This window comes from Bifidobacterium sp. W8103, from assembly GCF_016100775.1.
GTDB lineage: Bacteria > Actinomycetota > Actinomycetes > Actinomycetales > Bifidobacteriaceae > Bombiscardovia > Bombiscardovia choladohabitans.
Map to the genome: position 1 here is coordinate 1,374,798 of NZ_JACFRV010000001.1, position 12,551 is coordinate 1,387,348.

Sequence of the window (12,551 nt, forward strand, 5' to 3'; positions counted from 1 at the left end):
CGAGTCCGTTATCAAGGAGACGACCTAAGCTGGCTGCATGACCAATCCCCAGGACCCACCGGAAACCGAATCACCGTCAACCGGCAAGCCCCACGAGGCCCTGACCGTTTTCTACGAAAGGCTCAGGCACTCCACGGATACGGCCGAGCTGCACGAATTCGCCCGCAGTCCCCTGCCCGACAAGTCCGATCAGGCCGCCTTCTCCCGCTTTACGGCACTGCTGGAGGCCGTGGCCGGCAACGAGCACACGCCGGTGGAGGACAGGATCTACCTGGCGAAGACCATGCCCTTCCCCAATATCCTGGTCAAGCTCTCCCAGGATTCCAGCACGGAGGTCCGTCGGGCGGTGGCCGCCAACAAGGACGACAAAAACTGGCTGGCCGGTCTGCTCACCAAGGACGAGGATGCCGGAGTCAGGGCTGCTGCGCTGACCAACCCCATGACATCCTGGAAGATGCGCCTGGAGGGCGCCCAGGACGAGCGCACCGACGCTGACACCCTGGACTTCCTGGGGGCTCTGGGCACTCGCGATGAGCGGGATGCACCCCATGTGCTGGCTGCCATGGTGCGCCGGGCCGTGGCCCTGAATCCCAACACCGGGCAGGCGACCCTTGACGCCCTGCGCAAGGACCCGGACGGGCAGGTGGCACGGGCAGCAGCCTCCCGCTGAGACCGGGGCCGACGCGAATTTTGACGAACGGCACTCAGGCGTTACAATAATGGATTGTTGTGTTTCCCTAAGGGGTCCTCAAAGCGCTTTTCCCACTCGCCGTCTAGGACTTTAAGGGAGCCCACGGAATACACGGCTTTCGGCCGGCATGGCAGCATGCGGCGCGGAGAGCCCGAAACACAATGCAAGGAAAAGGTTGAATCGTGAAGACTTTCACCCCGAAACCAGCCGATCTGACACATGACTGGTATATCGTCGACGCCTCCGGTGTGGTGCTGGGACGTCTGGCATCCCAGGTGGCCGATCTGCTGCGCGGCAAGAACAAGCCCACCTATGCGCCCTATGCCGACTCCGGCAACAACGTCATCGTCATCAACGCGTCCAAGATGGTGCTGACGGGCAACAAGAGCGACAAGGTGCTCTACACCCACTCCGGCCGTCCCGGCGGTCTGCGCCGCGACTCCTACGGGCAGTTGATGGAGCACAACCCCGAGCGCATCATCATGACGGCGGTCAAGGGCATGCTGCCCAAGAACAAGCTGGCCAAGGTCCAGCTGACCAGGCTGCGCGTCTTCGCAGGCGAGGAGCATTCTCACACCTCGCAGCAGCCCATTGAGTACAAGATCCATCAGGTCGCCCAGCAGGCCAAGTAGGACCAGAGGAGATAATCACCATGGCTGACAACAACAACAGCTCCGCGGTTCTTGAGGCCGAGGAGACCAGCGCTTCCTACACTTCTGAGACCAACGCCGGTGCAGGCACCGGCACCTCCGCAATCGAGCCGGGCTATGGCACCGGCCGCCGCAAGGAGGCAGTCGCCCGTGTCCGTCTGATCCCGGGCTCCGGCAAGTGGAGCATCAACGGGCACACCCTGGAGGAGTACTTCCCCAGCAAGCTGCACCAGCGCGAGGTCAACTCGCCCATCGTGCTGCTGAAGCTCGAGAACAAGTTCGACGTGGTTGTGCGCGTCGAGGGCGGCGGCGTGACCGGCCAGGCCGGCGCAGTCCGTCTGGGCGTTGCACGCGCCCTGAACGCCATCGATCGGGACGCCAACCGTCCTGCCCTGAAGAAGGCCGGGTTCCTGACCCGTGACGCCCGCGTGGTGGAGCGCAAGAAGGCCGGTCTGCACAAGGCCCGCCGCGCTCCGCAGTTCTCCAAGCGCTGACGTTCGCAGCTTCTTCCATCCCCAAGGTCCTCACGGACCTCGGGGATTTTTTCATGCCCGGATTCATTACTGGACGGCCCAGTCTGAAGCGAACGCCAAAACGCACGTTGCGGTGCGGAAAATGACCAGGAAAGCCACGAATTCCCACACGACACGCGTCAAGCGAACGTTCGCTCATCCTGGGGCTCAATGGTGCCCCCTCTGGTCTATATTGTGATTTTCGTCACGTTATGACGGATGTCTTTCGTGGACCGGTACGGTCTGGGACCGTCTGAGACTTTCTGCCGGCCCTCATCGGCATCCGCGGAACATGAGGAGGGCCAATATCTTGGCTGGAACGCAGAAGCAGAAGCATGAGCATCAAGTGAAGGAGCCGGCAGCTGGCAGGGAAGGCGCTCGGGCCGACAGCAGTGAGCAGGCACGCAGGGAGGTGGATGACCTGGTCGTCCGTGCGCAGTCGGCTTTACGTGCCTTTGAGGAGCTCGACCAGGAACAGGTGGATCGGATCGTGGCCAAGGCCTCGATCGCGGCCCTGAACAAGCACTTGCCCCTGGCGCAGATGGCCGTGGAGGAGACCGGGCGCGGCCTGGTGGAGGACAAGGCCACCAAGAACATCTTTGCCTGCGAGCATGTGACCAATTACCTGGCCAGGCAGCGCACCGTGGGCATCATCAGCGAGAACGACGTGGACGGCATCATCGAGGTGGCCGAGCCGGTGGGAGTTGTAGCCGGCGTGACCCCGGTGACCAACCCCACCTCGACAGCCATCTTCAAATCGCTGCTGGCCCTGAAGACCCGTTGTCCCATCGTCTTCGGATTCCACCCCTACGCACAGCGCTGCTCGGTGGAGGCGGCCCGGATCGTCCGCGACGCAGCCGTCGAGGCGGGCGCTCCGCGCGATTGCATCCAGTGGATCGAGCACCCCTCGGTCGAAGCCACCGGGGCCCTCATGCAGCACCCCGGGGTAGCCACCATTCTGGCCACCGGGGGCACCGGCATGGTCAAGGCCGCCTATTCCTCGGGCAAGCCGGCATTGGGCGTAGGTGCCGGCAATGCCCCGGCATATGTGGACCGCAGGGTCAACGTGCCCCGGGCCGTCAACGACCTGATCCTGTCCAAGCATTTTGACTACGGCATGATCTGCGCTACAGAGCAGGCCATCATCGCCCATCAGGATGTGTATGGCCGGGTGATCGAGGAGATGAAGAGGCGCAAGGCTTACTTCGTCAACCCCGAGGAGAAGGTCAAGCTGGAGGAGTACATGTTCGGCGTGCGGGCCCATGCCGGTGCCGATGCGCCCGCTCCCAGGCTCAACTCCGAGGTTCCGGGCAAGTCCCCCCAGTTCATCGCCCGCCGGGCCGGCTTCAAGATACCCGAGGATGTGACCATCCTGGCCGCCGAATGCGACCAGGTCGGCCCCATGGAACCCCTGACCCTGGAGAAACTGGCACCGGTTCAGGCCGTGCTCAAGGCCAGCAACAAGGAGGAGGGCTTCACCCTCTGCCAGCAGATGCTGCGTTATGGTGCCGGACATACGGCGGCCATCCACACCGACGATGAGAGGCTGGTGCGTGAGTATGGACAGCGCATGCATGCCTGCCGGATCGTCTGGAACCAGCCCAGCTCCCTGGGCGGCATCGGCGACATCTACAATGCCATCGCCCCCTCCCTGACCCTGGGTTGCGGCTCCTACGGCGGCAACTCGGTCTCGGGCAACGTCCAGGCGGTCAATCTGATCAACATCAAGCGGATCGCGCGGAGGAACAACAACATGCAGTGGTTCAAGGTGCCCCCCAAGACCTACTTCGAGCCCAACTCCGTCCGCTATCTGCGTGACATGTTCGGCATCCGCCGGGCCGTCATCGTCTGCGACAAGGTCATGGAGCAGCTGGGGATCGTCGACAAGATCATCGATCAGCTGCGGGCCAGGTCCCAGCCGGTCACCTTCCGCATCATCGACTACGTAGAGCCGGAGCCCAGCGTCGAGACGGTGGAGCGTGGCGCGGCCATGATGCGCGATGAGTTCGGTCCCGACACCATCATCGCCGTGGGAGGCGGCAGCCCCATGGATGCGGCCAAGATCATGTGGCTGCTCTATGAGCATCCGGAGATCTCCTTCGCCGATGTTCGGGAGAAGTTCTTCGACATCCGCAAGCGGGCCTTCAAGATTCCGCCCCTGGGCACCAAGGCCAGGCTGGTCTGCATTCCCACCTCTTCGGGCACGGGTTCGGAGGTCACCCCATTCGCGGTCATCACCGACCATAAGACCGGATACAAGTACCCCATCACCGACTACGCCCTGACCCCCAGCGTGGCCATCGTGGATCCGGTACTGGCCCGCACCCAGCCCAAGAGGCTGGCCTGTGACTCGGGCTTCGATGCCCTGACCCACTGCATGGAGGCCTTCGTTTCGGTCTATGCCAATGACTACACGGACGCCATGGCCCTGCACGCCGCCAAGCTGATCTGGGACAACCTGGAGTCTGCCGTGGGCACCGCCGGCGGCGAGGCCAAGGTGCGGGCCCAGGAGAAGATGCACAATGCGGCGACCATGGCTGGCATGGCCTTCGGCTCGGCCTTCCTGGGCATGTGCCACGGCATGGCGCATACCATCGGAGCCCTCTGCCATGTGGCCCATGGGCGGGCCAACTCCATCCTCCTGCCCTATGTGATCCGCTACAACGGGCGGATCCCGGACGAGCCGACCAGCTGGCCCAAGTACAGCGAGTATGTGGCCCCGGAGCGCTACAGGCAGATGGCCCATGTGCTGGGCATCGAATCCGCTACTCCCGAGGAGGGTGTGGAGCTCTTGGCCCGTGCCGTGGAATCCTACAGGGACGAGCGCCTGGGCATGGATGCCTCCTTCCGGGCAGCCGGAGTGGACGAAGACCTCTACTGGCAGTCCTTGGATCAAATCGGCATGCGGGCCTATGAGGACCAGTGCACGCCGGCAAACCCCCGCATTCCGCTGATTGAGGACATGAAGGACATAGCTGTGGCCGCCTACTATGGGGTCAGCCAGGAGGAGGGCCACCGGATGAGGGTTGCCCGCCAGGGCGAGGATGTGGTCCAGGAGGCCTCCCAGCGGGCCTGACAGGATCGGAATTGAGCCGAGGGTTCCCCTGGGAGCGGCGCGACACGCCCGGATTCTTCTAGGGGAACCCTCGTGCTTTAATAAGAAAGTTGCCTGTTTTGGGCTCGCATTTTGTCAATCACAATAGCGGGTGCAGCGAGGAGTCCCATCCCCACGGGATTTTCCACGGCTGCGCATGGATCCGGCTGAGGCCTGTCGGGAGGAATGTCTCCTGTGGCCGTCGTTCCGTGCCCTCGAAACAGACTGGGTAATCAGTTCATAGATCGCTAGAAAGGGCGGACGGCAATGGCGGGACAGAAAATCCGCATCAGGCTAAAGTCCTATGACCATGAGGTCATCGACCAATCGGCGAAGAAGATCGTCGAGACGGTGACGAACGCGGGCGCAACTGTGGTTGGCCCCGTTCCGCTGCCGACTGAGAAGAACGTGTATGTCGTCATCCGTTCTCCTCATAAGTACAAGGACTCCCGCGAGCACTTCGAGATGCGCACCCACAAGCGCCTGATCGACATCGTGGATCCCACGCCCAAGGCCGTGGATTCGCTGATGCACATCGATCTGCCGGCGGACGTCAACATTGAGATCAAGCTGTAGGGGAGGAGGAAACCGCATGGCTGAAGAGCAGAGGAACCGCAAGGCTCTCCTGGGCCGCAAGCTGGGCATGTCCCAGGTCTGGGACGAGAACGGCTTCTTCGTCCCGGTGACCCTGGTGGACGTGTCCACCAACGTGGTGACCGCGGTCAAGAACCAGGAGAAGGACGGCTACCAGGCCATCCAGATCGGCTACGGGCAGATCGACCCCACCAAGGTGACCAAGCCGCTGGCTGGCCACTTCGCCAAGGCCGGAGTGACCCCGCGTCGTCACCTGGTCGAGGTCCGCACCGCCGATGCTGACAGCTATCAGCCCGGCCAGGAGCTGGGCCTGGACCTGCTGCCCGAGGGCAGCGAGGTCGACGTGACCGGCACCACCAAAGGCAAGGGCTTTGCCGGCACCATCAAGCGTTGGGGCTTCAAGTCCTACCGCCGCACCCACGGCTCGCACAAGAACGAGCGCCGTCCCGGTTCAGTGGGCGCATGCGCAACGCCCAGCCGCATCCTCAAGGGCAAGCGGATGGCCGGCCGCATGGGTCACGACACCTCGACCGTCCAGAATCTGACCATCGTCTCCGCAGATGCCGAGAAGGGCGTCATCGCCATCAAGGGTGCCCTGCCCGGGCCCCGCGGCGCCATCGTCCTGGTTCGTTCGGCAGTGAAGGGAGCCTGAAACCATGGCTAAGTTGACTCTGAACATCACCGACGCCCAGGGCAAGAACACCGGGACCGTGGAAGCACCCGAGCAGATCTTCGGCATTGCCGAGGAGGATGTCCGCTCGCACGTGCCGCTGATCCACCAGGTTGTCGTCGCCCAGCTGGCTGCAGCCCGCCAGGGCACACACTCGGTCAAGACCCGGTCCACCGTCTCCGGCGGCGGCCGCAAGCCTTGGAAGCAGAAGGGCACCGGACGTGCTCGTCAGGGCTCCATCCGCGCTCCCCAGTGGACCGGTGGCGCCATTGTCCACGGCCCGCAGCCACGCGATTACTCCCAGCGCACCCCCAAGAAGATGAAGGCCGCAGCCCTGCGCTACGTCCTGTCCGACAGGGTCAACGCCGGACGCGTGCACGTGGTCGACTTCGGCATTGGCGAGACCCCGTCCACCAAGGCCGCCAAGGCAGCCCTGCTGCCCCTGGTCGACAACAGATTCACCACTGTCGTGCTGTCCCGTGAGAACATCAACGAGTGGCTCTCCGTCAGGAACCTGCCCACCGTTCATGTCCTCTTCGCCGATCAGCTCAACACCTACGATGTGGTCACGGCCGAGGATGTCGTCTTCAGCAAGGATGGCTTCGATGCCTTCCTGGCTGTCAAGGGCGGCGCCAAGTCCGAGACCGTCAAGGAGGCCTGATTTTCATGGCAGCTATTCACAAGCCAGCACACGACATCATTCTGCGTCCGGTCGTCTCCGAGAAGAGCTATGCCAACTCGGACCGCGGCCAGTACACATTCGTGGTGGACCCTGATGCCAACAAGGTCGCCATCAAGCAGGCCATCGAGCAGATCTTCAATGTGAAGGTCACATCGGTCAACACCCTGAATCGGCAGGGCAAGCGGACCCGGACCCGTACGGGCTGGGGTCGTCGCGCCGCCGAGAAGCGCGCCATCGTCAAGGTGGCCGAGGGCCAGTCGATCGATGTCTTCGGTACCAACAACTGAAGGCTAGCCGAGAAAAGTTAAGGAAGAACTAGATTATGGCTATCCGTACATACAAGCCGACGACCGCGGGCCGTCGCAACGCCTCGGTTTCGGACTTCGCCGAAATCACGCGCTCCAAGCCCGAGAAGTCGCTGGTTCGCAAGCTGAGCAAGACCGGCGGACGCAACTCCTATGGCCGCGTCACCAGCCGCCACCGCGGCGGCGGACACAAGCGCCAGTACCGCCTCATCGACTTCCGTCGCTGGGACAAGGACGGTGTGCCCGCCAAGGTGGCTGAGATCGAATACGATCCCAACCGCTCGGCCCGCATCGCCCTTCTGCACTTTGCAGACGGCGAGAAGCGCTACATCATCGCCCCGCAGGGCATCAAGCAGGGTGACGTCATCGAGACCGGTCCCCAGGCCGACATCAAGCCCGGCAACAACCTGCCTCTGCGCAACATCCCCACCGGCACCATCGTCCACGCCATTGAGCTGCGGCCACTGGGCGGCGCCAAGATCGCCCGCTCGGCCGGTGCTGCCGTCCAGTTGGTGGCCAAGGACGGGGCCTACGCCCAGCTGCGTATGCCCTCCGGTGAAATCCGCAATGTCGATTCCCGTTGCCGCGCAACGGTGGGCGAGGTCGGCAACAATGACCACGCCAACGTCCAGCTCGGCAAGGCGGGACGTGCACGCTGGATGGGACGCAGGCCCATCACCCGTGGTGAATCCATGAACCCGGTCGACCACCCGCATGGCGGACGCACCCGTGGCGGCAAGCCGCCAGTGTCTCCCTGGGGCAAGGGCGAGGTCCGCACCCGCAGGCCCAAGAAGGCCTCCAACAAGATGATCGTGCGTCGTCGTCCAAATGGTAAGAACCGCAAGTAAGGGAGTGTCGGAAAGATGACTCGTAGCATCAAGAAGGGCCCATTCGTCGACGCCCACTTGCAGAAGAAAGTCGACGAGCAGAACGAGAAGGGCACCAAGAACGTCATCAAGACCTGGTCCCGTCGTTCCATGATCACCCCGGACTTCATCGGGCACACTTTCGCTGTGCACGATGGCCGCAAGCATGTCCCGGTCTTCGTCACCGAGGCCATGGTCGGCCACAAGCTCGGCGAATTCGCCCCCACACGGACCTTCAGGGGTCACGTGAAGGACGACAAGAAAGCACGCCGCTGAGGCGAGGGAGAGTAGAGACACATGGAAGCTAAGGCAATTGCACGTCACGTTCGCGTGACGCCTCGCAAGGCTCGCCGCGTCGTCGACCTCATCCGAGGCAAGCAGGCGACCGAGGCCGTGACCATTCTGAAGTTCGCCCCCCAGGACGCGGCCGTTCCGGTCCGTAAGTGCCTGGAGAGCGCCATCGCCAACGCGCGTGTCAAGGCGGACAAGGCCAACCAGCCCTTCCGCGAGAACGAGCTGATGGTCCGGGAGACCTACGTGGACGAGGGAACCACCCTGAAGCGGTTCCGTGCCCGCGCCCAGGGTCGTGCGGCCCGCATCAACAAGCGGACCAGCCACATCACCGTCGTGGTGGCCGACAAGGAAGGAGCCCGATAATGGGGCAGAAGATCAACCCGTTTGGGTACCGACTCGGCATCACCGAGGAGCACCGCAGCAAGTGGTACTCCGACTCCAACAAGGCGGGGGAGCGTTACAGCGACTTCGTCCTTGAGGACGACAAGATCCGCAAGGAGATGAACAAGGATCTGGAGCGCGCAGGCGTCTCCAAGATCGTCATCGAGCGGACCCGTGACCGTGTGCGCGTCGACATCCACACCGCCCGGCCGGGCATCGTCATCGGTCGTCGCGGAGCCGAGGCCGAGCGCGTGCGCGCCAAGCTGGAGAAGATTACCGGCAAGCAGGTCCAGCTGAACATCTTCGAGGTCAAGAACGCCTCCATCGATGCCCAGCTGGTGGCTCAGGGCATCGCCGAGCAGCTGACCAACCGCGTCACCTTCCGCCGAGCCATGCGCAAGGCTCAGCAGGATGCCATGCGGGCCGGTGCCAAGGGCATCAGGATCAAGCTGTCCGGTCGTCTGGGTGGAGCCGAGATGAGCCGCTCGGAGTTCTACCGTGAGGGCCGTGTGCCCCTGCAGACTCTGCGCGCCCTGATCGACTACGGCTTCTTCGAGGCCAGGACCACCTACGGCCGCATTGGCGTCAAGGTCTGGATCTACAAGGGCGACATGACCGAGCGTCAGTTCGAGGAGCAGCAGGCTCAGCAGAACAACCGGCCCGGTCGGCGCGGCGATCGTCGTCCCCGTCGTGGCGTCCGTCCCTCCGAGGGACGCACCCGCCGCGAGCAGGATGCAGCCAAGCAGAACAGCGGTGTGGCCGCGCCGCCGGCGGCGGCTCAGGAGCAGACCGCTTCGGCCCCCGTCGCAACCGAAGCAAAGGAGTGAGCCGTGCTTATCCCAAAGAGGACTAAATACCGCAAGCAGCATCGTCCGGGTCGTTCGGGCATGTCCAAGGGCGGCAACGAGATCGCTTTCGGCGATTACGGCATCCAGGCCCTGGCTCCGGCCTACCTGACCAACCGGCAGATCGAGGCGGCCCGTATCGCCATGACCCGGTACATCAAGCGTGGCGGCCGCGTCTGGATCACGGTCTTCCCGGATCGCCCCCTGACCAAGCATGCCCTGGGATCCCGAATGGGTTCCGGCAAGGGTGCACCCGAGTTTTGGGTGGCCAACGTCCGTCCTGGCCGGGTGCTCTTCGAGATCGGCGGCGTGAGCGAGAATGTGGCCCGTGAGGCCCTTCGCCGCGCTACTGACAAGCTTCCCATGAAGTGCCGGATTATTGCACGTGAAGGCGGTGACATCTGATGTCAGTCGGAACAGCCGAGTATTCCATCAAGAATCTGAATGAAAAGACCAATGCGGAGATCGAGGATTTCCTGAAGAAGTCCAAGGAAGAGCTGTTCAACCTGCGCTTCCAGTCGGCCACCGGTCAGCTGGAGAACACCTCCCGCCTCAAGGCCGTCAAGCACGACATCGCCAGGATGTACACCGTCCTGCGTGAGCGCGAGCTGGGCATCAGCCAGGAGCCCGCCGAAGCAAAGGCCGAGAGCAAAGCTGAGGAGAAGTAAGCATGGCTGACAAGCAGGAGCGCAACTTCCGCAAGGTTCGCAGCGGCTACGTCGTGTCCGACAAGATGGACAAGACCATCACCGTTGAGCTGGAGCAGCGTTCGACCCACCCCCTGTACGGCAAGGTCGTCCGCAGCAACCGCAAGGTCAAGGCCCATGATGAGAAGAACGAGGCCCATGTGGGCGACTTCGTGAGTATCATGGAGACCCGTCCTCTGAGCAAGACCAAGCGCTGGCGTCTCGACTCCATCGTCGAGCGCGCCAAGTAACAAGTTCGGCCAGGCTCCGCATTTCATCCCGCCCTTGCGCGGGGTGTCTGCGGAGAACCAGCGCGGCTAAGGAGAATCAATGATTCAGCAGGAATCGCGGCTTCAGGTCGCCGACAACACGGGTGCCAAGGAGATCCTGGCCATCCGCGTGCTCGGCGGGTCGAAGCGACGCTATGCCGGCATTGGCGACGTGATCGTCGCCACCGTCAAGGATGCCATTCCCGGCGGGTCGGTCAAGAAGGGCGAGGTCGTCAAGGCGGTCGTCGTCCGTACGGTCAAGGAGCATCGTCGTCACGACGGCTCCTACATCAAGTTCGACGAGAACGCGGCGGTCATCCTCGGCACCGGTCGTGAGCCCCGCGGCACTCGTATCTTCGGACCGGTCGGTCGTGAGCTGCGCGACAAGCGCTTCATGAAGATCGTGTCCCTGGCACCGGAGGTGATCTGAAGTGGTAGCCAAGATCAAGACAGGCGACCAGGTCAAGGTCATCCGCGGCAAGGATCGCGGCAAGGAGGGCAAGGTTCTGCGGATTCTGCCCAATGACCGCCTGATCGTCGAGGGTATCCAGATTGTCAAGAAGCATGTGCGGGCCACCCAGCAGGGTCAGGAGTCGGGCATCGTCCCGACCGAGGCGCCCATCCATCGCTCCAACGTGATGGTCATCGACCCGGAGACCAAGAAGCCGACCCGCATCGGCGTGAACATCAAGGAGGAGGCGCGTGACGGCAAGGTCAAGGTCGTGCGCACCCGCTTCGCCAAGAAGTCAGGCAAGGAGCTGTCATGAGCGATACCACCGTTGAAGCACCGGCAGTCCCTCGTTTGCTGCAGCAGTACCGTGAGAGCATCGTGCCCGAGCTGGAGAAGGAGTTCAAGTTCTCCAACCCCATGCAGGTGCCCAGGATCGAGAAGGTCGTGGTCTCCATGGGCGTGGGGGCCGCGGCACGTGACTCCAAGCTGATCGAGGGCGCGGTCAAGGACCTGACGGCCATCACCGGCCAGAAGCCCAAGATCACCAAGGCCAAGAAGTCCGTGGCGCAGTTCCACCTGCGTGAGGGACAGGCCATCGGCGCCTTCGCCACCCTGCGCGGCGTGCGTATGTGGGAGTTCCTGGATCGACTGCTCACCCTGGCTCTGCCCCGTATCCGCGACTTCCGCGGAATCAGCGACCGTCAGTTCGACGGCCAGGGCAACTACAACTTCGGTCTCACGGAGCAGTCCATGTTCCACGAGATCGATCCCGATCAGATCGATCACCAGCGTGGTATGGATATCACCGTGGTGACCTCCACCAAGAACGATCAGGAGGCCCGGGCGCTGCTCAAGCAGCTGGGCTTCCCCTTCAAGGAGAACTGATATGGCAAAAACCGCTCTGAGAAACAAGGCGGCACGCAAGCCGAAGTTCAAGGTGCGTGGATACACGCGCTGCCAGGTCTGCGGTCGTCCCCATTCCGTCTATCGCAAGTTCGGCCTGTGCCGCATCTGCCTTCGTGAGAAGGCCCATCGCGGCGAGCTGCCGGGTGTGACGAAGTCCAGTTGGTAAAGATCGACGCTGAAGGTCCGCGGTCGCGGCAGTTTGCTGCCCGGCGGCGGAAACCACGGCGAGGAAGGGCATAAGCCCACATGACAATGACAGATCCCATCGCAGACATGCTGACACGTCTGCGTAATGCGAGTGCGGCCAAGCATGAAACAGTCGATATGCCGTACTCCAAGTTCAAGGCGAACATCGCGCAGATCCTCAAGCGCGAAGGTTTCATCGCCGATTACCGCGCCAAGGAAGCGCGCGTCGGGCAGGATCTGGAGATCACGCTCAAGTACGGTCCCGATGGACGCCAGTCCATCCAGGGAATCAAGCGCGTCTCCAAGCCCGGTCTGCGCCGGTACGCCAAGTCGGATTCCCTGCCCATGCCCCTGGGCGGGCTGGGAATCGCCATCATCTCGACCAGCTCGGGACTGATGACCCAGAAGGAATGCCTCGACAGGGGCATCGGCGGCGAAATCGTCGCCTACGTATGGTGAGAAAGGAGAG

20 protein-coding genes are annotated in these 12,551 nt (G+C 63.0%); all 20 read left to right on the top strand.

From position 1 onward, the window contains the following. The first annotated feature begins 37 nt into the window (after positions 1 to 37). The 20 genes from H3U90_RS05190 (at position 38) to rpsH (ending at position 12,541) form a co-directional block, all read left to right on the top strand. Positions 38 to 670: an AbrB family transcriptional regulator gene (locus H3U90_RS05190; RefSeq protein WP_198177314.1), complete on the top strand. Its 633-nt coding sequence runs from the start codon at positions 38 to 40 to the stop codon at positions 668 to 670. 203 nt (positions 671 to 873) lie between these two features. After that, entirely contained in the window at positions 874 to 1,323 is a 450-nt protein-coding gene (gene rplM / locus H3U90_RS05195) for a 50S ribosomal protein L13 (protein ID WP_198177315.1), read from the top strand. A gap of 20 nt (positions 1,324 to 1,343) precedes the next feature. Further along, positions 1,344 to 1,835 carry a 30S ribosomal protein S9 gene (rpsI, locus tag H3U90_RS05200; protein ID WP_015022361.1) on the top strand — a complete coding sequence of 164 codons (492 nt, stop codon included), beginning with the start codon at positions 1,344 to 1,346 and terminating at the stop codon, positions 1,833 to 1,835. Between the two features lie 328 nt (positions 1,836 to 2,163). Beyond that, positions 2,164 to 4,929: a bifunctional acetaldehyde-CoA/alcohol dehydrogenase gene (gene adhE, locus H3U90_RS05205; RefSeq protein WP_232340470.1), complete on the top strand. Its 2,766-nt coding sequence runs from the start codon at positions 2,164 to 2,166 to the stop codon at positions 4,927 to 4,929. A gap of 285 nt (positions 4,930 to 5,214) precedes the next feature. Beyond that, on the top strand, positions 5,215 to 5,523 hold the full coding sequence (gene rpsJ, locus H3U90_RS05210; protein ID WP_006295278.1) for a 30S ribosomal protein S10: 309 nt from the start codon (positions 5,215 to 5,217) through the stop codon (positions 5,521 to 5,523). Positions 5,524 to 5,539: 16 nt separating this feature from the next. Continuing rightward, positions 5,540 to 6,193 carry a 50S ribosomal protein L3 gene (gene rplC / locus H3U90_RS05215; RefSeq protein WP_015022359.1) on the top strand — a complete coding sequence of 218 codons (654 nt, stop codon included), beginning with the start codon at positions 5,540 to 5,542 and terminating at the stop codon, positions 6,191 to 6,193. Positions 6,194 to 6,197: 4 nt separating this feature from the next. Further along, a complete protein-coding gene (gene rplD / locus H3U90_RS05220; protein WP_198177317.1) occupies positions 6,198 to 6,872 on the top strand; it encodes a 50S ribosomal protein L4 in 675 nt (224 codons plus the stop codon). A 5-nt stretch (positions 6,873 to 6,877) separates the two neighbouring features. Next, a complete protein-coding gene (gene rplW / locus H3U90_RS05225; protein WP_015022357.1) occupies positions 6,878 to 7,180 on the top strand; it encodes a 50S ribosomal protein L23 in 303 nt (100 codons plus the stop codon). A gap of 35 nt (positions 7,181 to 7,215) precedes the next feature. Continuing rightward, complete coding sequence (rplB, locus tag H3U90_RS05230; RefSeq protein WP_015022356.1) at positions 7,216 to 8,046, top strand: 50S ribosomal protein L2; 831 nt, start codon at positions 7,216 to 7,218, stop codon at positions 8,044 to 8,046. 15 nt (positions 8,047 to 8,061) lie between these two features. Beyond that, entirely contained in the window at positions 8,062 to 8,340 is a 279-nt protein-coding gene (gene rpsS / locus H3U90_RS05235; RefSeq protein ID WP_015022355.1) for a 30S ribosomal protein S19, read from the top strand. A gap of 21 nt (positions 8,341 to 8,361) precedes the next feature. After that, on the top strand, positions 8,362 to 8,721 hold the full coding sequence (gene rplV, locus H3U90_RS05240; protein ID WP_024626790.1) for a 50S ribosomal protein L22: 360 nt from the start codon (positions 8,362 to 8,364) through the stop codon (positions 8,719 to 8,721). Then, positions 8,721 to 9,566 (top strand): 30S ribosomal protein S3, encoded by an 846-nt coding sequence (gene rpsC, locus H3U90_RS05245; protein ID WP_029678066.1) that lies wholly within the window; start codon positions 8,721 to 8,723, stop codon positions 9,564 to 9,566. Before rplV ends, rpsC begins: the two co-directional genes overlap by 1 nt. A 3-nt stretch (positions 9,567 to 9,569) precedes the next feature. Continuing rightward, positions 9,570 to 9,989, top strand: coding sequence for a 50S ribosomal protein L16 (gene rplP / locus H3U90_RS05250; RefSeq protein WP_198177318.1), 420 nt, complete (start codon positions 9,570 to 9,572; stop codon positions 9,987 to 9,989). After that, on the top strand, positions 9,989 to 10,252 hold the full coding sequence (gene rpmC / locus H3U90_RS05255; protein WP_015022351.1) for a 50S ribosomal protein L29: 264 nt from the start codon (positions 9,989 to 9,991) through the stop codon (positions 10,250 to 10,252). Before rplP ends, rpmC begins: the two co-directional genes overlap by 1 nt. Before the next feature lie 2 nt (positions 10,253 to 10,254). Next, positions 10,255 to 10,521 (top strand): 30S ribosomal protein S17, encoded by a 267-nt coding sequence (rpsQ, locus tag H3U90_RS05260; RefSeq protein WP_015022350.1) that lies wholly within the window; start codon positions 10,255 to 10,257, stop codon positions 10,519 to 10,521. A gap of 79 nt (positions 10,522 to 10,600) precedes the next feature. Continuing rightward, positions 10,601 to 10,969 (top strand): 50S ribosomal protein L14, encoded by a 369-nt coding sequence (gene rplN / locus H3U90_RS05265; RefSeq protein WP_015022349.1) that lies wholly within the window; start codon positions 10,601 to 10,603, stop codon positions 10,967 to 10,969. Between the two features lies 1 nt (position 10,970). Beyond that, positions 10,971 to 11,306 (top strand): 50S ribosomal protein L24, encoded by a 336-nt coding sequence (gene rplX / locus H3U90_RS05270; RefSeq protein ID WP_015022348.1) that lies wholly within the window; start codon positions 10,971 to 10,973, stop codon positions 11,304 to 11,306. Next, entirely contained in the window at positions 11,303 to 11,875 is a 573-nt protein-coding gene (gene rplE / locus H3U90_RS05275; RefSeq protein WP_024626788.1) for a 50S ribosomal protein L5, read from the top strand. The genes rplX and rplE overlap by 4 nt, the downstream gene beginning before the upstream one ends. 1 nt (position 11,876) lies before the next feature. Then, on the top strand, positions 11,877 to 12,062 hold the full coding sequence (locus H3U90_RS05280) for a type Z 30S ribosomal protein S14 (protein WP_015022346.1): 186 nt from the start codon (positions 11,877 to 11,879) through the stop codon (positions 12,060 to 12,062). 80 nt (positions 12,063 to 12,142) lie between these two features. Continuing rightward, a complete protein-coding gene (rpsH, locus tag H3U90_RS05285) occupies positions 12,143 to 12,541 on the top strand; it encodes a 30S ribosomal protein S8 (protein ID WP_024626787.1) in 399 nt (132 codons plus the stop codon). Positions 12,542 to 12,551 lie beyond the last annotated feature (10 nt).